Annotated in this window: 15 protein-coding genes; 10 read left to right on the plus strand and 5 right to left on the minus strand. The window is 74.4% G+C overall.

Annotated features, from left to right (window positions below):
- Window positions 1–247: 247 nt before the first annotated feature.
- Window positions 248–2275, minus strand: a complete 2028-nt coding sequence (locus GCU69_RS05585) for a beta-galactosidase (protein ID WP_156205288.1) — start codon at window positions 2273–2275, stop codon at window positions 248–250.
- A gap of 266 nt (window positions 2276–2541) precedes the next feature.
- Between GCU69_RS05585 and GCU69_RS05590 the strand changes: the two genes are divergently transcribed.
- The 7 genes from GCU69_RS05590 (at window position 2542) to GCU69_RS05620 (ending at window position 9347) form a co-directional block, all read left to right on the plus strand.
- On the plus strand, window positions 2542–3849 hold the full coding sequence (locus GCU69_RS05590) for an ABC transporter substrate-binding protein (protein WP_156205289.1): 1308 nt from the start codon (window positions 2542–2544) through the stop codon (window positions 3847–3849).
- Window positions 3846–4787 (plus strand): carbohydrate ABC transporter permease, encoded by a 942-nt coding sequence (locus tag GCU69_RS05595; RefSeq protein ID WP_098750343.1) that lies wholly within the window; start codon window positions 3846–3848, stop codon window positions 4785–4787. Before GCU69_RS05590 ends, GCU69_RS05595 begins: the two co-directional genes overlap by 4 nt.
- On the plus strand, window positions 4784–5707 hold the full coding sequence (locus GCU69_RS05600; protein WP_098750342.1) for a carbohydrate ABC transporter permease: 924 nt from the start codon (window positions 4784–4786) through the stop codon (window positions 5705–5707). Before GCU69_RS05595 ends, GCU69_RS05600 begins: the two co-directional genes overlap by 4 nt.
- Window positions 5708–5808: 101 nt before the next feature.
- The gene (locus GCU69_RS05605) at window positions 5809–6831 is read left to right on the plus strand and encodes a LacI family DNA-binding transcriptional regulator (RefSeq protein ID WP_156205290.1); all 1023 of its coding nucleotides are present in this window, start codon (window positions 5809–5811) and stop codon (window positions 6829–6831) included.
- Between the two features lie 179 nt (window positions 6832–7010).
- Window positions 7011–8105, plus strand: coding sequence for an aromatic ring-hydroxylating dioxygenase subunit alpha (locus tag GCU69_RS05610; protein WP_156205291.1), 1095 nt, complete (start codon window positions 7011–7013; stop codon window positions 8103–8105).
- A complete protein-coding gene (locus GCU69_RS05615) occupies window positions 8102–8317 on the plus strand; it encodes a hypothetical protein (RefSeq protein ID WP_098750339.1) in 216 nt (71 codons plus the stop codon). Before GCU69_RS05610 ends, GCU69_RS05615 begins: the two co-directional genes overlap by 4 nt.
- On the plus strand, window positions 8307–9347 hold the full coding sequence (locus GCU69_RS05620) for a PDR/VanB family oxidoreductase (RefSeq protein WP_156205292.1): 1041 nt from the start codon (window positions 8307–8309) through the stop codon (window positions 9345–9347). The genes GCU69_RS05615 and GCU69_RS05620 overlap by 11 nt, the downstream gene beginning before the upstream one ends.
- 82 nt (window positions 9348–9429) lie before the next feature.
- Here the strand turns inward: GCU69_RS05620 and GCU69_RS05625 are convergent, their stop codons facing one another.
- Both GCU69_RS05625 and GCU69_RS05630 read right to left on the minus strand, forming a co-directional pair.
- The gene (locus GCU69_RS05625) at window positions 9430–10173 is read right to left on the minus strand and encodes an IclR family transcriptional regulator (protein WP_235978262.1); all 744 of its coding nucleotides are present in this window, start codon (window positions 10171–10173) and stop codon (window positions 9430–9432) included.
- Between the two features lie 76 nt (window positions 10174–10249).
- The gene (locus GCU69_RS05630) at window positions 10250–10555 is read right to left on the minus strand and encodes an ABC transporter permease family protein (protein WP_156205293.1); all 306 of its coding nucleotides are present in this window, start codon (window positions 10553–10555) and stop codon (window positions 10250–10252) included.
- Window positions 10556–10916: 361 nt separating this feature from the next.
- On the opposite strand from GCU69_RS05630, the gene GCU69_RS05635 reads away from it, so the two are divergent.
- On the plus strand, window positions 10917–11354 hold the full coding sequence (locus tag GCU69_RS05635) for a YchJ family protein (protein ID WP_156205294.1): 438 nt from the start codon (window positions 10917–10919) through the stop codon (window positions 11352–11354).
- Window positions 11355–11666: 312 nt separating this feature from the next.
- Here the strand turns inward: GCU69_RS05635 and GCU69_RS05640 are convergent, their stop codons facing one another.
- Window positions 11667–12260, minus strand: a complete 594-nt coding sequence (locus GCU69_RS05640; RefSeq protein WP_156205295.1) for a hypothetical protein — start codon at window positions 12258–12260, stop codon at window positions 11667–11669.
- A gap of 155 nt (window positions 12261–12415) precedes the next feature.
- Between GCU69_RS05640 and GCU69_RS05645 the strand changes: the two genes are divergently transcribed.
- Complete coding sequence (locus tag GCU69_RS05645) at window positions 12416–13666, plus strand: hypothetical protein (protein WP_235978263.1); 1251 nt, start codon at window positions 12416–12418, stop codon at window positions 13664–13666.
- A gap of 942 nt (window positions 13667–14608) precedes the next feature.
- Here GCU69_RS05645 and GCU69_RS05650 read toward each other — a convergent pair.
- Window positions 14609–17209, minus strand: coding sequence for an ATP-binding protein (locus GCU69_RS05650; RefSeq protein WP_156205296.1), 2601 nt, complete (start codon window positions 17207–17209; stop codon window positions 14609–14611).
- 228 nt (window positions 17210–17437) lie between these two features.
- Here GCU69_RS05650 and GCU69_RS05655 point away from each other — a divergent pair, with 228 nt between their 5' ends.
- Window positions 17438–20611, plus strand: a complete 3174-nt coding sequence (locus GCU69_RS05655) for an AfsR/SARP family transcriptional regulator (RefSeq protein WP_156205297.1) — start codon at window positions 17438–17440, stop codon at window positions 20609–20611.
- Window positions 20612–20893 lie beyond the last annotated feature (282 nt).

The following is a 20893-nucleotide window of genomic DNA, read 5'->3' on the forward strand; positions in this document are numbered from 1 at the left end:
CGGCGGTGTCCTGTGACGTGACGCCCGGTGCCGTGGTGACGTGGCGGCCCGTGGCCGGTGACGCGGTGCCGTGATGGCCCGTGTCCGGTGACGCGGTGCCGTGGGGGATCGTGCCTCGTTCGTCGTGCATCTCGGATGTCCCTTCGAACTGCTGAGGCGGGTTGACGGGTTGACGGGGTCGTGGGGTGACGGGGCGGCACGGTGGCGGCACCGGGCGCCGGGCGGTGCCCGGTGGTCCGCGGGTCGTTCAGCTGCGGGCCGTCCGCACCACGGCGACGCCGCCCGCGGGCACGGCCAGCCGCCCGGCGACGCGCTCGCCGGTCAGCAGCTCGGTGCCGGCGCCGCCGGGCAGCGGGACCTTGGCCTCGGTGTCGGTGTGGTTGACGACGAAGAGGTAGTCACCGGCGGGGCCGGTGCGGCGGACCACCTCGACATCGCGCGGCAGCTCGTCCCGGGCCGGCAGCCCGGCGTCGGCGCAGGCCGCGGCCAGCGGCCCGGCCAGGGCCCCGGCGGACAGCCGGGTGGAGACGTACCAGGCGGTGCCGCGCCCCAGCCGGTTCCGGGTGACGGCCGGACGGCCGGCGGCGGGCCCGTCGGCGTACGTCCACACCGGCTCGGCACCGCGCGGCACGACGATCTCCGACCAGACGTCGCCGGTGAGTTCCGCGCCGCCGGGGCCGGTGATCCGTACCCGCTCGTCCTCCCCGAGCGGGGTGAACTCCTCGACGGTGAGACCGAGTACGTCGCGCAGCGCACCCGGGTACGGGCCCGGGTGCACCGCGTCGTGCTCGTCAACGATGCCCGAGAAGCAGGAGACGAGGAGGGTGCCGCCGGCTTCGACATAGCCGCGCAGCCGGCGGCCGGTGTCCTCGGTGGCGAGATAGAGCGCGGGCACGACGACCAGCGGACGGTCCGCGAAATCGGCGGACGGAGGGAGGAAGTCGACCGTCAGGTGCCGGTCGTAGAGGGCCTCGTAGAAGCTGTCGGCCCGCTCGCGGGCGTCGAGGTCCTCGCTGGGCCGCCACTCCAGGGACTGCGCCCACCAGGACTGCCAGTCCCAGATCATGGCGGCGTCGGCGACCGTGCGGGTCCCGGCGAGTCCGGCGAGCGCTCCGAGGCCGGCGCCCAGCCGGACCACCTCGCGCCAGACCCGGGAGTCGGTGCCGGCCTGCGGCAGCATCGCGGAGTGGAACTTCTCGGCACCGCGCCGGGACTGCCGCCACTGGAAGAACATGGCGCCGTCCGAACCGCGCGCGATGTGTCCGAGGCTGTTGCGGGCCATCTGCCCCGGGGCCTTGGCCGGGTTGCGGCGCTGCCAGCTGACGCCGCTGGTGGAGTGCTCCAGCAGCAGCCAGGGGCCGCCGTCCGCGACGGAGCGGGTGAGGTCGGCGGCCATCGCGAGATTGACGTGGGTGCGGCGGCCGTCGGTGATCAGATAGTGGTCGTTGGCGACCAGGTCGACCTCGCGGCCCCAGGCCCAGTAGTCGACGGCGTCGCACTGGCTGAGCGCGGTCATGAAGTTGGTGGTGACCGGGACGCCGGGGGCGTGGCGGTGCAGGATGTCGCGCTCGGCGGTGAAGTTCTCCCGCATGGTGGCGTCGGCGAAGCGGGCGTAGTCCAGCCGCTGGGCGGGATTGCAGACGGTCGGGGTGGCGCGGGGCGGTTCGATCTCCCCGAAGGAGGCGTAGCGCTGGCTCCAGAAGGCGGTGCCCCAGGACTCGTTGAGCGCGTCGACGGTGCCGTACCGGGCGCGCAGCCAGCGCCGGAAGTGCGCGGCGCAGGAGTCGCAGTAGCAGGCGCCGACCGGGGCGCCGTACTCGTTGTGGACGTGCCACAGGGCGAGGGCGGGGTGCCGGCCGTAGCGGCGTGCCAGCCGCTCGGTGATGCCGGCGGCGGCCCGCCGGTAGGCGGCGGAGCTGTGGCAGATCGCGCCGCGGGAGCCGAAGGCGTAGCGCGTGCCGTCGCGGGAGACCGGCAGGGCCTCGGGGTGGGCGCGGTAGAACCAGGCGGGCGGGGCCACGGTGGGGGTGCCCAGGTCGGCGCGGATGCCGTTGTCGTGCAGCAGGCCGAGCAGCCGGTCGAGCCAGCCGAAGTCGTGGCGGCCGGGCTCCGGCTCCAGCAGGGCCCAGGAGAAGATACCGACGCTGACCATGGTCACCCCGGCCTCCCGCATCAGCCGGACGTCCTCCTGCCAGACCTCCTCGGGCCACTGCTCGGGGTTGTAGTCCCCGCCGAACGCGAGTCGGCGCAGGCCCTTCGGGGGGCTGTACGGCATGGGTTCTCCTGCTCCGTGACGGGACGCATCGGTACGCACCCGGCCGAACGTCACGTCCATGACTGTGAACGTGCACAGCATCGACCCATGCGCCGAGCCAGAATATGCGCAGCCGCTCGGGGATTGACAAGTATCCGGAACGTTTCTCTACTGTGAACGCTCACAGAAGCCGCTCAGCACAGCGCCCGTCTCGGGGGCGCTCGCGCCGGTGCGCCCGTGCCATCGGGCCCGCGCCGCGGCAGAGGCCCTCGTCAGGGGAGATGTCCATGCAGTCCACTCCGCTCCGCCGCCTGGCGGCCGCGTCCCTCGCGGCCGCTCTCTCCGCCGCCGCGCTCACCGGCTGCGGCTCCTCCGGCGACTCCGGGTCCGGCCCCGCCGAACTGACCTACTGGGCCTGGGCCCCCGGCATGGACAAGGTCGCCGAGCTGTGGAACAAGGAGAACCCGGACATCCAGGTCACGGTGAAGAAGCAGGCGTCCGGTGACGACCTGGTCACCAAGATCCTCACCGCGGCCAAGGCCGGGGAGGCGCCCGACCTCGTCCAGGCCGAGTACCAGGCGCTGCCGACCCTGGTCAGCGGGGACGTGCTGGCCGACATATCGGACGAGGTGAAGGACGCCGGGAAGGCGTTCCCGGCGGGCGTCTGGCAGCAGGTGACGCTGGGCTCGGACGCGGTCTACGCGCTGCCGCAGGACTCGGGGCCGATGATGTTCTACTACCGCGAGGACCTCTTCGAGCAGTACGGCCTGGAAGTCCCGGGGACCTGGCAGGAGTTCGCCGACACCGCGCGGGAGCTGAAGAAGCAGGCCCCGGACAAGGCGCTCACCACCTTCTCCAGCAACGACTCGGGCCTCTTCGCCGGACTCGCCCAGCAGGCGGGGGCGAAGTGGTGGACCACCAGCGGCGAGCAGTGGAAGGTCGGCATCGACGACGCGGCCACCCGCAAGGTCGCCGACTTCTGGGGCGGTCTGGTCGAGGAGGGCGCGATCGACAACCAGCCGATGTACACCCCGGCCTGGAACAAGGCGATGAACACCGGCGAACAGCTCGCCTGGGTCAGCGCGGTGTGGGCACCCGGCACCCTGACGACCGCGGCCCCGGACACCAAGGGCAAGTGGGCCATGGCCCCGCTCCCCCAGTGGGACGCCTCGAAGGAGCGCACCGGCAGCTGGGGCGGCTCGACGACCGGCGTCTCCCGTGACTGCGACCACCCGGAGGCGGCCGCCGAGTTCGCCACCTGGCTGAACACCGACCCGGAGGCGCTGGCCGCGCTGGTGAAGGAGGGCGGCATCTACCCGGCCGCCACCGCCGCGCAGACCGGCGGCGCGCTGGCCGAGCCGCCGGCGTTCTTCGCGAACCAGCCGGACTTCTACACGGAGGCAGCGGAGATCGCGAAGACCACGGCGCCGGCCGCCTGGGGCCCGAACGTCAACGTCGCGTACGGCACCTTCAAGGACGAGTTCGGCAAGGCCGCCAAGAGCAAGAAGGCGGAGGCCTTCGCCACCGCGCTCGAGAGCATGCATCGCGCGACGGTCGCCGACCTGACGAAGCAGGGCTTCGGGGTCGCCGGATGACCCGCCGCGGGGGCGCGTCCGCCGGGCCGCGCCGCGCGCCGTACGTCTTCCTGCTGCCCGGGCTGGCCCTGTTCGCGCTGTTCTTCGCGCTGCCCATCGGCTACGCCGTGTTTCTCAGCTTCCGCCGGGTCGAGGTCGAGGGCCTGGGCCTGGGCAGCGGGGCCCGCGAGGAGGTCTGGGCCGGGCTCGCCAACTACACCGCGGCCCTCGGCGACTCCGAACTGCTCGCCGGCGCGCTGCGGGTGCTGGGCTACGGCGCGATCGTCGTCCCGGCCATGCTCGGGGCGGCCCTGCTGTTCGCGCTGATGCTGGACGCCGACCGGCGGGGCCGCCGCGAGACGTGGCTGCGCGGCTTCTCCCGGCTCGCGATCTTCCTGCCCTACGCGGTGCCGGGCGTCATCGCGGCGCTGCTCTGGGGCTTCCTCTATCTGCCCGACGTCAGCCCGTTCCACCACGCGCTGGGCGCGGCCGGGCTGCCGGAGCCCGACCTGCTGGACGGCGGTCCGCTCTACGTCGCGCTGGCCAACATCGCGGTCTGGGGCGGCACCGGCTTCAACATGATCGTCATCTACACCTCGCTGCGGGCCGTTCCCACCGAGGTGTACGAGGCGGCGCGGCTGGACGGCTGCTCGCAGTGGCAGATCGCGCTCCGGATCAAGATCCCGATGGTGGTGCCGTCGCTGGTGCTGACCTTCTTCTTCTCGCTGATCGCCACGCTCCAGGTGTTCAGCGAGCCGACCACCCTCAAGCCGCTCACCAACTCCGTGCCCACGACGTGGAGCCCGCTGATGAAGGTCTACCAGGACGCCTTCGTCAAGGGCGACATCCACTCGGCCGCCGCCACCGCCGTGGTCATCGCGGCCGTCACCCTCGTGCTGTCCTTCGGCTTCCTGAAGGCGGCCAACTCCCGTACGAAGCAGCAGGGAGCCACCCGATGAGCGCCACCGTCGCCCCCGGCCCGCGCGACACCCGGTACCCGCCGGGCGCCCGCGCCGGGTCCCCCGTCTCCCGCCCGGCCGGGGCGCGCCGCCGGCCGGGCCGGCTGGTGCCCACGGCCGTGCTGCTGCTGGGCGCCGTCTACTGTCTGCTGCCGGTCGCCTGGGTGCTGGTCGCGGCGACGAAGTCGGGCCGGGAGCTGTTCTCCACCTTCACCTTCCTGCCCGGTTCGGGCTTCGCGGACAACCTCACCGACCTCTCGGCGTACCGCGACGGCGTGTACTGGCGCTGGATGGCCAATTCCGCCTTCTACTCGGGCCTGGGCGCCCTGCTGTCGACCGCGGTCTCAGCGCTGAGCGGCTACACCCTGGCGGTGCACCGCTTCCGGGGACGGGAGGCCGTCTTCAACGTCCTGCTCGCCGGGGTGCTGATGCCGCCGGTCATCCTCGCCGTGCCGCAGTATCTGCTGATGGCGGAGGCGGGGCTGGCCGACAGCTATCTGTCCGTGCTGCTGCCGAGCATCCTCTCCCCGTACGGCGTCTATCTCGCCCGGATCTACGCCGCCGCGGCCGTGCCCGCGGACCTCGTCGAGGCGAGCCGGATGGACGGGGCGGGCGAGTGGCGGATCTTCCGCGCGATCGCGCTGCCGATGATGCTCCCCGGACTGGTGACGGTGTTCCTCTTCCAGTTCGTGGCGGTCTGGAACAACTTCCTGCTGCCGTACATCATGCTCGGCGACGACGAGAAGTTCCCGGTCACGCTGGGTCTCTACACGCTGCTCCAGCAGGGCTCGAACACGCCCGCCCTCTACACGCTGGTCATCACCGGGGCGCTGCTCGCGATCGTTCCGCTGATCGCGCTGTTCCTGCTGATCCAGCGGTTCTGGAGCCTGGACCTGCTGTCCGGGGCCGTAAAGTCCTGACCTGAGCCGCACCGGCGCCCGCGGCCACGGCAGGACCGGTGGGCGCGGCGGTTCGGACAGACCCCGCAGCAGAGCCGGCCCGGACGAAGGACGAGACCCGCATGAGCAGCACAGGGCGACGCCGCCCGCCGACCATCCACGACGTGGCCCGGGAGGCGGGCGTCTCCCGTGGCACGGTCTCCCGGGTCCTCAACGGCGGGCACAATGTCAGCCCGGCGTCGGCGGACGCCGTCAACGCGGCGATCCGCCGTACCGGTTATGTCGTGAACCGGCACGCCCGGAGCCTCATCACCGGCCGTTCGGACTCGGTGGCCTTCCTGCTGACCGAGCCGCAGGAGCGGTTCTTCGAGGACCCGAACTTCAACGTCCTGCTGCGCGGCTGCACCCAGGCGCTCGCCGCGCACGACATCCCGCTGCTGCTGATGATCGCCGGGAACGAGCCGGAGCGCCGGCGGATATCGCGCTTCATCACCGCCGGGCACGTCGGCGGGGTGCTGCTGGTGTCCAGCCACTCCGGCAACCCGATGGCCGAGCGGCTGGTGAAGGCCGGAATCCCGGTCGTCGCGTGCGGCAAGCCGCTCGGGCAGTCCCGGATGCTCGCGTACGTCGCCGCGGACGACCGGGACGGCGCCCGGGAGATGGTCGGCCATCTCATCCGCACCGGCCGCCGCCGGATCGCCACGGTCACCGGTCCGCCGGACACCCCGGGCGGTGTCGAGCGGCTGGCGGGTTACCGGGAGACGCTGGCGGAGCACGGCATGCCGGTGGACGAGCGGCTCGTCGTCCCCGGGGACTACAGCCGGAGCAGCGGCGAGGCCGCGGCCGCCGAACTGATGCGCCGGGCGCCCGACACGGACGCCGTCTTCGTCGCCTCGGACCTGATGGCGCTGGGCGTGATGACCGCGCTGGAGCAGGCGGGCCGCCGGGTGCCGGAGGACGTCGCCGTGGCCGGTTTCGACGACTCTCCGGCGGCGCTGGACAGCCGGCCCGCGCTGACCACGATGCGGGTGCAGTGGGACCGGATGAGTTCGGAGATGGTGCGGGTCCTGCTCGCCCGGATCGCGGGCGAGGAGCCGTCGGCGGTGATCCTGCCGACCGAACTGGTACGGCGCGACTCGGCCTGAGCCGCCGAGGCCCGGCAACACTGCCACCGCGGGGCGCCTTATACCTCCTCCCGGAGTTGTCCGCAAGACTCGCGAACGAGTCCTTCCACTCCGTGGAAGACGGCCTTGTCACTCTCCCGCCCGGACACGAGTGTGCACCGCACAAGGGCACATCACTCCGGCGAGAGGGTTGGGACACCATGACCGCCAAGACCGCGTTCGCACGCAACCAGTGGTACGTCGTCGCGTACGGCACGGAGGTGGGCCGTGAGGAGCTGCTGGCCCGCACCGTCTGCGGTGAGCCGCTGGTGCTCTACCGCACCGAGGAAGGGGCGGCCGTGGCGCTGGCGGACCGGTGCGTGCACCGGCGCTACCCGCTATCCGCCAGCCGCCTCGACGGTGACCGCGTCGTGTGCGGTTACCACGGCTTCACCTACGACACGACCGGCACCTGCGTGTACGTCCCGGGACAGCGGCGGATCCCGCGCACCGCACGGGTCGCCTCCTACCCGCTGGTCGAGCAGGACTCGTTCGTCTGGGTGTGGATCGGCGACCCTGCGCTCGCGGCGACCACCGCGCCGCCGCGCGCCCCCTGGCTGGCCGACCCGGCCTGGGCCACGGTCTCCGGCATGGAGCCGCTGGCCGCCCGCTACGGACTGCTGGTGGACAACCTGCTGGACCTGTCCCACGAGACGTATCTGCACGGCGGCTACATCGGCACGCCGGAGGTCGCGGAGACACCGATCACCACCGAGGCCGACGACGAGCACAACATCGTCCGGGTCAGCCGCCGGATGGCCGACGCCGCCTGCCCGCCGTTCTACGCCAAGTCCACCGGCATCGAGGGCCGGATCACGCGCTGGCAGGACATCGAGTACCACGCGCCGTGCCTGTATCAGCTGCACAGCCGGATCGCCCCGGTCGGTGTGCTGCCCGAGGAGGACGGCTCCGACCCCAACGGCTTCCACACCGAGATCGTCTACGCGATCACGCCGTCGACGGAGAACACCACGTACGACTTCTGGGCCGTCGCCCGCGACTTCGCGCAGGAGGACCAGGAGGTCTCCGACTTCCTCCACAAGTTCAACCGGGAGGTCGTCCTCCAGGACGTCACCGCGCTCGACCTGCTCGAGAAGATCGTCGCGGACGAGCCGGACTCGGTGCAGGAGCTGAGCATCAACATCGACACCGGTGGCCTCGCCGCCCGCCGCATCCTGCGCCGGCTCTGCGAGGAGTCCGGCACCGCCGAGGGCACGGCCGAGGGCACGGCCGCCGCCGCGAGGGCGGCGCGGTGAGTCCCGCGCCCGGCGTTCTGCGGGTGGAGTGGGTCCCCGGCTCCGACCAGCTGCTCGGCACCTGCCACTGCGGTGCCCGGCAGGTGGCGGAGTCGCCCGCGGAGATCTGGCAGTGGCTGCTCGCCCACCCCGAGGGCCACGAACCGCCGCCGGGTCCGGCGGCGGCCCCGCACCCGGAACGAGAGAGGCAGCCCGCGCTCCATGGCAGCTGACACCACCACCGGCCGCCCCGCCGCCGCGCCCCCCGGGCCGGCCGCCGTCCGGTCCGCGGACGGGGCCGGGAACGGCACCGAGTACGAGGCCGAACTGACCGTCGCCCGCCGGGAGACGGCGGCCGAGGAGGTCGCCGTGCTGACCCTGCGGCACCCGGCCGGCGCCGCGCTGCCGCCCTGGGAGCCCGGCGCGCACATCGACCTCGACCTCGGCGGCGGCCGCGTCCGCCAGTACTCGCTGTGCGGCGACCCCGCCGACCCGTCCCGCTGGCGGATCGCCGTGCTCCGCGAACCGGCGGGACGCGGCGGGTCCGCGCATGTCCACGACCGGCTCACGGAGGGGAGCACCGTCCGGGTCCGCGGCCCGCGCAACCACTTCCCGTTCGCCCCGGTGCCCGGTGACCGCTGCCTGTTCGTCGCGGGCGGCATCGGCATCACCCCGCTGCTGCCGATGGCGGCGGCGGCCGACGCCGCGGGCGCGGACTGGCGGCTGCTGTACGGCGGGCGCGGCCGGGCGTCCATGGCGTTCCTGGACGAACTGGCCCGGTACGGCGACCGGGTGTCGGTACGCCCACAGGACGAGTACGGACTGCTGGACCTCGACGCGTGGCTCGCGGAGCCGCGGGAGGGCACGCTCGTGTACGCCTGCGGGCCCGAACCGCTGCTCGCCGCCGTGGAGGAGCGGTGCGCCGCGTCCTGGCCCGCCGGGGCGCTGCGCACCGAGCGCTTCCACCCCCGGGAGCAGGGCGAGCCGGCCCGGGCCGGGGCCTTCGAGGTGGAGCTGGCGCGGTCGGGGAAGACCGTCACCGTGCCCCCGGACCGGTCGGTGCTCCAGGCCGTCGAGGAGGCCGGTGTCACGGTGCTGTCGTCCTGTCAGGAGGGCACCTGCGGCACCTGCGAGACGGATGTGCTGGAGGGCGAGCCGGACCACCGGGACTCGCTGCTCACCGAGGACGAGCGGGCGGCCGGCGAGACGATGATGATCTGCGTGTCACGTTCCCGGGGGCCGCGGCTGGTGCTGGACCTCTGACCGCCCGCGGGCCCCGGACCGCACCCGGATCCCCGGACCGCCCCGTCCCGGGGATCCGGGGCCGCACGCCGCGCGCGGACGGTCAGGTCCCGGGGCCCCAGCTCAGCGCCCGGGAGATGCCCTGGGCCGCGATCCGCACGGGCGGCACGAGCGCGTGCGGCTGGGCCTGCTCGCTGGGCACGACCAGGGACAGCGCGGCCACCACGTCACCGCGCGGCCCGCGCACCGGGGCGGCGACCGACAGGGCGTCCATGGTGATCTGCCGGTCGCTCACCGCGGTCCCGGTGCGGAGCACCTCGGCGAGCACCGCGCGCAGCCGCCGCGGGTCGCGGATCGTCAGCGGGGTGAACGTCTCCAGCGGGGCGGAGCAGACCTGCTCGCGGACGGCGGGCGGGCTGTGCGCCAGCAGCACCAGTCCGACCCCGGTGGCGTGCAGCGGCCAGCGGCCGCCGACGCGGGTGTGCACACCGATCGCGGCCCGGCCGGAGATCCGTTCGAGGAACACCGTCTCGGTGCCGTCGCGGACGGCCAGCTGCACGTTCTCGTGCGTCGCCTCGTAGAGGTCCTCCATGAACGGCAGCGCCGTCTCGCGCAGGCCGACACCGCGCGGCGAGAGCGTCGCGACCTCCCACAGCCGCAGCCCGATCTGGTAGGCGCCGCTCTCGTCGCGCTCCAGCGCGCCCCAGGCGGTGAGCCGTTCGACCAGCCGGTGCGCGGTGGCCAGCGGCAGCCCGGCGCGGCGGGCGAGGTCGGTGAGGGTGAGGGTGCGGTGGGCGCTGTCGAACGCGTCGAGGACCGCCAGCAGCCGGTCGGCGACCCCGCTCACTTCACCGGTCCCGCCACCGGGCCCTTGACGCAGTACCGCTGGAGCAGCAGGAAGATGAGCACACCCGGGATCATAGTCACCGGCACGCCCGTCTCCGGACGCGCCGGTCGATGCCGCCCGGATGCCTGGGGACAAGCACCGTCGGAAAGACCGGCAGGGTGAACTCGGCGCCGTCCGGCAGCAGGACCGGCGCCGCCGGGAACTCGTTCCGGGCGGAGAAGAAGGCGAACAGCGCCACGGACAGGGCGCCCGGCCGGACCACCGGCAGCGGCACCCGCCACAGCGAGGACACACCGGAACAGCCGCCGGCCTGCGCCGGCTCGGTCAGGGCGGCCGGGATCTGCTCGAACGCGTCACGCATCAGGAAGACCGGGATCGGCATCCGGAAGGTGGCGTGGACGGCACCGGGCCGAGCAGCGAGTTCGGCAGGCGGAGCGAGCGCAACACCATGGAGAGCCGGTAGCGCAGCACCCTGGGGAGCGGGGTAGCGCAACACCACGGGGAGCGCGGTGAGGACGGCCTGGAACGGGGCCGTCATGCACAGCGGCACCGCCCCGGACGGCGGCCAAGCGCGGCGGGAAGCGCAAGCGGGCGGAGCCGTATCCGGCGAGGGTGGCGACGCCTGCTCCGGGCGATCGACGGTACGGCGCGGCAGGGCGAGGAGCGGCTGCCCTGCCGGCTGGTGATCCGCGACTCGACGGGCCCGGCGCGGCGGTGGGCCGGGGCGCGGCGACAATGGGCCCATGTCGCAACGCAAGCCCCGCCGCCCCCGGCCGCAGCAGCCGGGCCGCCGCCCGCCCGGACCGTGCCCCTGCGGACTGCCCGCAGCGTACGAGGACTGCTGTGGACGGCTGCACCGCGGCGAGGCCCGGGCCGCGACCCCGGAGGAACTGATGCGCTCCCGCTACACCGCCTTCGCCGTGCACGACGAGCCGTATCTGCTCCGCACCTGGCACCCGCGCACCCGCCCGCCCGGCATCGGCTTCGACCCGGCCCTGCGCTGGCAGCGGCTGGACATCCTCGGCAGCACCGGCGGCGGGCCGTTCCACGGCGCCGGCACCGTCGAGTTCCGGGCGCACTACACGCACGGGGGCCGCCCCGGCTCCCAGCACGAGAACAGCCGTTTCACCCGGCACGAGGGCGACTGGGTGTACGTCGACGGGGACACCGGGAGCGGCTGAGCGCCGTACGGCCGGGCCGAGCGGTAAGAGATCCCTCCCGGGCCCGGGTGGCCCGGGAGGGCCCAACGCCGGGGCAGGGCCAACCGGGACGGGCCAGGACGGGGCCACCGTCCCGGCGGTCACCGGCCGGGTCGGGTCGGGTTGAGTCGGGTCGGGTCGGGTGGCGAGTCGGACCGGGTCAGGCCGGGTTCGCTCCGCGCTGCACCGCACCGGTCCGCACCGAACCGGTCCGCACCGCACCGCACCGAATGGACCCACCGGACCGGACCGGTCAACCCTCCGTGCCTGCCCGGCCCTCCGGAGTGCCGGCCGTCAGCGGTCCGGGCCGCCGAAGCTGATCCCGCCGCTGATGTCGCGTGCCTGCACGACCGGGCCGGTGATCCGGGCGTCTCCGGACACCGTGTTGTGAACCGCCCCCTCCTCGCCGGTCACGCCGAGCGCCGGGGCGTGCCTGCGCGCCCAGTCCTCCAGTTCCCGGGCGAGCGCGGGGTCGTGGTCGGCGCGCCGCAGCAGTTCTTCCGCGTAGTCGCGCAGCGCCTCCGGGCCCGACGCGGCCGCGTCCTCCGCCGTACCGGTCCGGTCGTCAGAGCCGTCCCCGGCCTCCGGCCCGTCCGCACCGTCCGCCGTCTCCGGCCCGTCCGCACCCTCTGCGCTCCCCGGCGAGCCCGTGTGACCGTCGCTCCCCGGCCGGCCCGTACGGTCGTCGTTCCCCGGCCCGTCCGTACCGTCCTCGCTCCCCGGCCCGTCCGCGCCGTCCCCTGTCTCCTCCCGGGCCGGGCCGGCGCCGCGGATCCGGCGGGCGAGCGCCGAGAGATCCGCCAGGGCCCGGCGCGCCGCCTCGCTGCCCACATGCGCGGCCGCCGCGGTCACGACGGACATCAGCACCATCACGGAATCGGGCTCCACGACGTCCCCCCGTTCGTCCGGACTCCCACGGTAGCCGCCGCCGCACGGCCCCGTACGCATGACTGCAAGGTATCTCCAAGGCCCGGGCAAGCCTTCCGTCCCCGGTGCCGGGCAGGACAACCCCGAAACGTGCAGGACTGACGCTGGGGGACGCCATGTCTGTTGAACTCGGCCCCGACGGGGCCATGCCGAGGAACCCGGACCAGTGGGTCACACTGTCCGGCTGCAAGAGGATCCTGGTGGTGGTGCACACCGAGGTGTACGGCCGGCGGCTGCGCGATCTGCTGCCGCTGCTGGAGTCCGACCTGCGCGTCCAGGTGACGTTCACGGTCGCTCCGCACGCGTTCAGCGGTGGCGCTGAACGGTTTCTCCGCGGGCTCGGAGCCACGGTGCTGCCGTGGGAGGAAGCCGCGGGCACCGTGTTCGACCTCGCGCTGGCGGCCGGTTCGCAGGGGGTGGAACGGCTGCGCGCTCCGCTGATCCGGCTGCCGCACGGCGCCGGCCACATCAAGCTGTCCCGCACGGCCGACGACCTGCCCGGGACCCCGCGCACCGTCGGCGGTCTGGGCCGGAAGTACCTGATGTGGCGGGACAGGGTGGTGCCGCGGGCCGTGGCCCTGGCCCACCACGAGGAGCTGGCGGAACTCGGGCGCCGCTGCCCCGAGGCACTGCCGCGCGCCGAGGTCGTGGGCGATCCGTGTTACGACCGCATCGCGGCCAGCCTGCCGTTGCGGGACCGCTACCGGCAGGCCCTGGGGCTGCCGGAGGACCGGCAGCTGGTGCTGGTGTCCTCCACCTGGGGCAGCGGCTCGGCCTTCGGGAAACTGGACGCGCTGCTGCCGAGGCTGCTGGCCGAGCTGCCGGAGAGCCGTTACCGGGTCGCCGTGCTGGTCCATCCCAACGTGTGGGCGGGTCACGGCGCCTGGCAGGTACGGGCCTGGCTCGCGGGCTGCCGGCGGCGGGGCGTCGCGGTGCTTCCGCCGTGGGCCGACTGGCGCATCCCGCTGATCGCGGCGGACTGGATCATCGGGGACCACGGTTCGGTGACGCTCTACGGCACCATGACGAAGGCGCCCGTCCTGCTGGCCTCCTTCCCGGAGCGCGACGTGAACCCGGCGTCACCGGCCGCCGCCCTGGCCCGTGCCGCGCCGGCCATGTCGCCCGCCCACGCGCTGCCGGAGCAGTTCGCGTACGCGGCCGCGGAGTACCCGGCGGAGGAGTACGCCCGGATCGCGGCCCGGATCTCCTCCGAGCCCGGCCGCTTCAACCGGAACATGCGGCGGCTGATGTACCGGCTGCTGGGCCTCGGGCAGCCCGCGTGGCTCCCGGAGACGCTGCCGCTGCCCCTCCCGGCTCCCCTCGTGGAGCAGCAGCCGGGCGCGGACGGCATGGAGCTGCCGGTATGACCGGGTACCGCGGAGACGGCCACGGCGCGGACTGCGTGGCCGTGGACCTGGACAGCCGTACGGACGAAGGGCTGCGGGAGTGCGCCGACGCGCTCTACGGGACCGGCTGCCCGGCCTTGGGCGGCGTGCTGCTGCGGCGCTACCCGGGCTGCCTGCTGGTGACGCTGCGCGGCGCACCCGGCGGGCACGGCGACTGCCGCTGCCCGGCCCGTTCCCGGTCCGGACGGGACTGTGTGGCCGTGGTCCTGCGCTCCGGGGCCCGGATCGTCGTGACCCACGCGCCCCTCCGCCACCGGGCGCTGTCCGCGCGGGAGCACGGGGCACTGGCGATCCGTCTCCACGGACTGCTCGTCGCCCGGTGGCGCCCCGGGGGACCGGAGTACCGTCCGTGGACGTGCGGCCCGGAGCCGTGTCCGGGGCCGGCCGGCGGGGAGCCGCATCTGTGGCCGGGCGGCGCGGAGCGGTCTCCGTGGCCGGGCGGCGCGGAGCGGTCTCCGTGGCCGGGTGGCATGGCGGAGTGCCCGTGGCCGGACGGCCCGGAGCAGTGCCCGTGGCCGGGCGGCGCGGAACGGTCTCCGTGGCCGGGCGGCATGGCGGAGTGCCCGTGGCCGGACGGCCCGGAGCAGTGCCCGTGGCCGGGCGGCGCGGAGCGGTCTCCGTGGCCGGACGCACCGGGGGCCTCTCCGGCGGCGCCCGGCCCCGGGCCCTCCCCGTCCGGACCCGCCCCGTCCGCGTACGGCCCGCGGCTCTCCCCGTCCGGACCCGCCCCGTCCGCCTACGGCCCGCGGCTCTCCTCCTCCCCGGACGTTCCGGCTTCTTCCCCGTCCCCGTGCGGCCCGGGATCCTCATCGTCCCCGTACGGCCCGGGCTTCTCCCCCGGCGCCGGTCCGGGCGCCGGGGAACGCGGGCCGGCCGGCGGGCGGTCCGGCTGTCCCGCCGGTCTCACCGTCCCCCGGGACCCGCGGGGTCCAGCCCCCGGAGCCGGCCGCGCAGCCGGCCGGCGTCCTCCGGGCTGACGGGGGCGTAGAGCGCCAGGGACTCCTCGTAGGACCCCGCCGCCCGGGTGGGGTCGCCCGCCTCCTCGGCGGTCTCGCCCAGGAATTCCAGGGTGCGGGCCTGCCAGTGCACCGATCCCGTGGCCCGGAACTCGCCGAGCGCCTGCCGCAGCAGCCGCTCGGCCGTCCCGGGGTCGGCGTGGGCCCGGGTGTGGGCCCGGGCCAGCAGGGCGAGGGCGCGCGCGGCGTCGTACAGGTCGTCGACGGCGAGCAGTTGGGAGCGCGCCTCGGTGAGCAGCGGCACCGCTTCGGCCGCCCGGCCGTCGGCCAGCGCCGTGTCACCGAGGCAGAGCCGGGTGAGGGCGGCGCCGCGGCGGTAGCCGATGGACTCCCGGATCGCGAGCGCGCGGGTGAAGTGGGACGCGGCCTCCTCCAGCCGGCCGGCGAGCCGGCGGCTCTGGCCGATGCCGTGCAGGGCCTGGGACTCGGCCCGGCGGTCGCCGTCCCGCCGGGCGCCCGCGAGGGCCCGGCCGAACCATTCCACGGCTTCGTCGTGACGGCCCGCGTTGCGCAGCCCCGCGCCGCCCGAGGTGAGCATGCGGCTCTCGGCGGCCGGGTCGCCGTCCCGTTCGGCGGCCCGCAGGCCGAGGAAGTGGGCCTCGGTCCACAGGTCGTACGGGCGCAGCCGGAGGAAGAGCGGCCACATGGCGTCGACCAGCTGCCAGGCCGTGGCGTGCCATTCGCACTCGACGGCGGTCCGCAGCACCGCCATCAGGTGCAGCCGTTCCCGGTCCAGCCAGTTCAGTGCCGAGCGGCTGTCGGTGAAGGGGAAGCCCTCCTCCGGCGGGAAGGCGTAGTCGCGGCGGAGGGTGCGGTGTCCGGGAGTGAGCAGCCGTTCCGCCTCGGTGGCGGTGGCCAGATAGCGTTCCACGACCCGCCGGACGGTGTCCCGCCGGTCCGCCGGGGTGTCCTCCCGCCCCGCGAGGTCCGCCGCGTGGGCCCGTACGAGGTCGTGGAACCGGTAGCGCTCCGTGCCGTCCTCCGGGTCCGGGCTGAGGTCCTCGACGAGGTGCACCTCGACCAGTTCGTCCAGGACGCGCTCGGCGGCCGTGCGGGACACCGCGCACGCGGCGGCGACCACCGCTCCGTCGAAGACCGGGACCGGGAGGACCCCGAGCCGGCGGTAACCGCGGGCGGCCTCGGGCGGCAGCCCCCGGTAGGACTCGTCCAGGGCCGTGCGCACCGCCTGTTCCCCCTCCGCACTGAGATTGGCCAGCCGGCCCGGGCCGTCCGGGCCCAGGGCCCCGGCCATGACGGCGAGCGGCTGCCGCGGCCGGGCGGCCAGGCGGGCCGCCGCGACGCTCACGGCGAGCGGCAGCCCGGCGCACAGCGCCGCCACCCGCCGGGCCGCCTCGGGCTCGCGCCGGACGCGTTGCACCCCCACCTGCCGGGTGAGCAGGTCGACGGCGGCCTGCTGGGCGAGGGCCCCGAGCTGCTGGAAGGCGGCCCCGTCGACGACGAGACCGGACAACCGCCGGCGGCTGGTCACCGCGACCAGGCTGGCCGGGGAGGCGGGCAGCAGCGGCCGGACCTGCGCGGCGCTCAGGGCGTTGTCGAGCATCACCGCGATCCGCAGGTCCGCGGTGGTGGAGCGCCACAGGGCGGTCTGTTCGTCCAGTTCCGCGGGCAGGTGGCGGACTCCGAGCGCGCGCAGGAACTGGCCGAGAACGTCACCGGGCCGTGCGGGGCCGTCGGCCGCCGAGTGACCGCGCAGGTCGGCGTACAGCTGGCCGTCCGGGAACTCCCCGGCCGCCCGGCGCAGCCAGCGCGACGTGAGGGCCGTCTTGCCGATGCCCGCCGGTCCGCTGATGACGACCCGGAGGGGCGCGCCCTCGGCGGCACGGGCCGCGTCCTCGCGCAGGGATTCCAGGGCGGCGAGTTCGTCCTCGCGATCGGTGAAGTGCCGGGGTACGGGGAGGAGCTGGCGGGGTACCGGCCTGTCGGCCACCGGGGGCGGGGGCGCGTGGAGGTGCACGTCGCCGTGGATGTCCCGGGCCTGCACCACGGGACCGGCGACCCGGGCGGCGCCCTGCAGGACGTTGCCGGCCGCGGCCGTGCGGCCGGTGTCCCGCGGGGCCGCCGGGCGGGCCCACAGGGCCAGTTCGCGCCGCAGCCGCGGCCGGGTGGCGGCGTGCCGGATCAGCGCGGCGGCCAGCGCCCCGGCGCGTTCCCGGTCGCCCGGTGACCGCTCGGCGGCGTCGAGGGCCGCGACGGGGCCGGGCGGCGGTGCCGCGGTGTCCGAGGCGGCGTCCGGCGCGATGTCCGGTCCCCCGGCGAACGCGGCCGGTCCCGTGACCGGCCGTCCCGTGGCCGGCCCTGTGGCGGATGCGGCCGGTCCCGTGACTGCTCCTGCGCCGGTCCCGGTGGCCGCCTCGCCCGCCCAGGCCCGTACGAGCTGGGCCAGCGCCTGCCAGGCCGTGCCGTCCGTCCCCTGGTCACCGGCTCTGACCAGCGCCGTCGTCAGTTCCGGGACTGTTACCGGGTCCATCCCCACGTCCTCCCCCGTTGGTCCGCGGCAGCGTATGTCCACGGCCGTCATGAGCGGTCCCGGCCGCATGCGGCATACCCGCACCCGGGCCGTCGCAGACCAAGAAATGTGCGGGGAAGAACGTTTCGGCCAAGTCAAGCCGCCACATGGGGTCATCTGGTGACCAAAGTTGACGACGTGTCATGCTTTCGGGAAGGGCGGGGCCGGACCGGCGATTGGGGAACGCTGGTGGACTGCGAGATTCTCATCCTGGGGCCGGTGGAACTGCGCACGCGCGGCCGCCCCCACACCGTCCTCGGCTCGGCGAAGGAGCGGATGGCGCTCGCCGCACTGGCGCTGGACGCCGGCCGGCCGGTGTCCCTGGACACCCTCGTCGACCGTCTCTGGGACGGCAGCCCGCCCCGCAAACCCCGGGCCAGCGTGCACGCCTACACGGCCAGGATCCGCAAGAACCTGCGCACCGCGGGTCTGAACCCGGCCCCGAGGATCACCCAGCACGCGCACGCGTACACCCTGGAGACCTCCCCGGACAGCGTCGACTGCCACCGGTTCCAGCAGCTGGCCGCCCGGGCCCGGTCGCTCTCCGACTCCGGCGACGACGCCGAGGCGCTCGACCTGCTGCGGCGCGCGGAACGGCTGTGGCGCGGCGAACCGCTGTCCGGACTGGGCGGCCTGTGGGTCGAGAGCGTCCGCACCGTGCTCCGGGAGAAACGCCTCGCCGCCGCCCTCACCGGAATCGCGATAGAGCTGCGGCACGGCCGTTACGCCGACCTGATGGGCGATCTGTCCGCGTGGGTGGAGCGGTATCCGACCGACGAGACGCTCATCGGCTGTTTCATGACCGCCAGTTACGGCTGCGGCCGCCAGGCCGACGCGCTGCGTGCCTACGAGTCCGCCCGCCGCAGACTCCGCGAGGAGCTGGGCACGGATCCCGGCGAGGCGCTGACCCGGATCCACCGGCTGATCCTCAGCGGCGCCCCGGTGGCCGAACTCCTGCCCGGCCGTCCGGCACCGGTCACCTTCCGCGAGGCGGGCCCGCCGCCCGACTCCCTCCCCCGCCACGCGGAGCTGGTCGGCCGGGAGGAGGAGCAGCGCGTCCTGGACGAGTGCCTGGCCCCGGACGCCTCGGCGGGTGCGGGCACGGTGATCGCTCTCCAGGCGATCTCCGGCATGGCCGGGGTGGGCAAGAGCCTGCTCGCCCTGCATACGGCGAACCGGGTCGCCCCGCACTTCCCGGACGGCCGGATCTACGTCAACCTGTGCGCGCACGCCCCCGGACGCCGGCCCCTCTCCCCCTCGGCCGCCCTCGCCCAGCTGCTGCGCGAACTCGGCGTACCGGCGCGGGGCGTGCCGCAGGACCTGGACGCGTCGGTGTCGTTGTGGCGGACCCTCCTGGCGAACCGGCGCGTCGTGATCGTGCTGGACGACGCGTCGGACCCGGACCAGGTCCGCCCGCTGCTCCCGGGCCGCTCCCCGTCCCTGGTGCTCATCACGAGCCGGCGGCGGCTGTCGGGACTTCCCGGCGTGCGGTCCGTCTTCCTGGACCTGCTGCCGCCCGGTGACGCCGTGACCCTGTTCCGGCGGCTCGTCCGGGACGAGCGGGCCCGGGACGAGGAACAGGTCGCCGAGATCGTACGGCTCTGCGGATATCTGCCGCTGGCCGTCGAGATCGCCGCCGGACGGCTCGGCTCCCGCCCCTCGTGGAGCGCCTCGCACCTGATCGCGCGGCTGTCCCGGGGCCACGGGCGGCTCAGGGAATTCCGCGACGGCTACCGGGAGATCGCCCGCGCGTTCGAGATGTCCTACGCCACGCTCACTCCCGAGCAGCAGACCGCGTTCCGGCTCCTGGGCCTGCACCCCGGCACCGAGTTCGACGCCCGCGCCGCCGCGGCCCTCACCGGCATGCGGCTGGACGACACCGAACAGATCGTGGACGTACTGCTCGATGCGCACCTGGTCCGCGAGACGGCGCCCGACCGCTACCGCTTCCACGATCTCCTCGGCGAGTACGCCCGGACCCTCACCGCCGGCACGGACTCCGAAGCCGACCGCGACAGCGCCGTGCGCCGGCTCACCGACTACTACCTGCGCGCCGCCGACCGGGCCGACCGGCTCGCCCATCCCCGGCGGGCCCGCCTCCCGCTCGGCGAGGCGGACCTCACCCCGTGCGCCCTGCCGGACTGGTCCGGGGCGCGGGAGGCGAAGGAATGGCTCGTCACCGAACACCCGGCGCTCGTCGCCGCCGAGCGCCGGCTGCGCGAGTCCGGGCGCCCCCGGCAGGCCGCCCTGCTCGCCCACGCGCTCGCGGAGTTCCTCGACACCGAGGGGTATTGGCCGGAAGCACACCACATGCACGAACAGGCCGTCCTCACCTGGGAACGGCTGGGCGACCGGCGCGCCGAGGCCCGCGCCCGGATCGACCGGTGCGTCAACCACGCCCACGCGGGCCGCTACGGACCGGCGGCCACGGACGGCGAACGGGCCCTGAGCCTGGCCCGGGAGGCCGGTGACCAGGAGGCGGAGGCCGAGGCGCTCAACCAGCTGGGCACGCTGTACTGGCACCGCGGCGACTATCCCGCCATGCTCGCGGCGCACCGCACGGCGCTCCGCATCCGCACGGCGTCCGGGGATCTGTGGCACCGGGCCCGTTCCACCAACAACCTCGGGATCGCCCGTCTCCATCTCGGCGACCACGCCGCGGCGCTGCGCCACTTCCGGGAGGCGCTCGCGATGTTCGGCGAGACCGGGGACGCCCGCGGCCAGGCACAGTCGCTCAACAACCAGGCGGAGGCCCATCTCCACACGGGAGCCCGGGGGGCCGCCCGGGAGGCGTTCGCGCGGGTGCTCACCATCGCCCTGGAGTCGGGCAGCCGGACGGAGCAGGCGGTGGCCCAGTCCAACCTGGCCAGCACCTTCGCGCTGCCCGCCCAGAGCGAACAGGCCCTGCGGCTCTACGGAGAGGCGCTGGCCTCCTTCCGGCGGCTGGGCGACCGGCGCAATGTGACGATCACGCTGGTCCGCATGGGCGACGCGCTGCTGGCCGCCGGACGGAACGGCGAGGCCACCGGGCACCACGCACAGGCGCTGGAGCTGGCGCGGGAGCTGGGCGCGGGGCTGGAGGAGATCCAGGCACTGCGCGGGCTCGGCACGGCCGCGCACCGTGACGGCCAACTCCGGCACGCCGGTGAGCAGTTGGAAGCCGCCCTGGATCTGGCCCGCCGCATACACTCCCCGGAGGAGGAGGCGAAGACCTGCGCGACGCTGGCCGAGGTACGGCTCGCCGCGGGTTCGCGGGAGGAAGCGGTGGCCCTGTGCCGGGCGGCACTGCGGATCTTCGAACGCTTCGACGCGACGGAGTCGGGCCGGCTGAGGAAGTGGTTGCGCAACATCTCGCAGTCATGATCGTCCGCGGGTGACTCCCCTTCACCCCCAAGATCCGGGAGAAGCCGGGGACAGGCATTCGATCAACGAGCAATCATCAGGCATACTCCATGATGATTGATCAGTGCTCGAATGCAAACGCTAAGGATATTACGTCCGTGCGCAAAGCCATGCCTGTGGTCTCGACCGCCCTCATAGCTACAGCCCTACTGTTGAGTACTAGTCAATTTGCAGAAGCGTACAGCTCCATGCAAACTCGGGCCGCTCACGCAGACGTTGTGCTTGACACCTGTATGCCCTCGA

The sequence above is a fragment of the Streptomyces lycii genome (assembly GCF_009735685.1).
In the GTDB taxonomy this organism is placed as follows: Bacteria; Actinomycetota; Actinomycetes; order Streptomycetales; family Streptomycetaceae; genus Streptomyces; species Streptomyces lycii.

Excerpts from the sequence above, each read along its gene's own strand:
- GCU69_RS05620 (WP_156205292.1), top strand. The coding sequence starts at position 8,307 with ATGGCAGCTGACACCACCACCGGCCGCCCCGCCGCCGCGCCCCCCGGG.
- GCU69_RS05650 (WP_156205296.1), bottom strand. The coding sequence starts at position 17,209 with ATGGACCCGGTAACAGTCCCGGAACTGACGACGGCGCTGGTCAGAGCC.
- GCU69_RS05590 (WP_156205289.1), top strand. The coding sequence starts at position 2,542 with ATGCAGTCCACTCCGCTCCGCCGCCTGGCGGCCGCGTCCCTCGCGGCC.
- GCU69_RS05610 (WP_156205291.1), top strand. The coding sequence starts at position 7,011 with ATGACCGCCAAGACCGCGTTCGCACGCAACCAGTGGTACGTCGTCGCG.
- GCU69_RS05645 (WP_235978263.1), top strand. The coding sequence starts at position 12,416 with ATGTCTGTTGAACTCGGCCCCGACGGGGCCATGCCGAGGAACCCGGAC.
- GCU69_RS05595 (WP_098750343.1), top strand. The coding sequence starts at position 3,846 with ATGACCCGCCGCGGGGGCGCGTCCGCCGGGCCGCGCCGCGCGCCGTAC.
- GCU69_RS05605 (WP_156205290.1), top strand. The coding sequence starts at position 5,809 with ATGAGCAGCACAGGGCGACGCCGCCCGCCGACCATCCACGACGTGGCC.
- GCU69_RS05630 (WP_156205293.1), bottom strand. The coding sequence starts at position 10,555 with ATGCCGATCCCGGTCTTCCTGATGCGTGACGCGTTCGAGCAGATCCCG.
- GCU69_RS05635 (WP_156205294.1), top strand. The coding sequence starts at position 10,917 with ATGTCGCAACGCAAGCCCCGCCGCCCCCGGCCGCAGCAGCCGGGCCGC.
- GCU69_RS05600 (WP_098750342.1), top strand. The coding sequence starts at position 4,784 with ATGAGCGCCACCGTCGCCCCCGGCCCGCGCGACACCCGGTACCCGCCG.
- GCU69_RS05585 (WP_156205288.1), bottom strand. The coding sequence starts at position 2,275 with ATGCCGTACAGCCCCCCGAAGGGCCTGCGCCGACTCGCGTTCGGCGGG.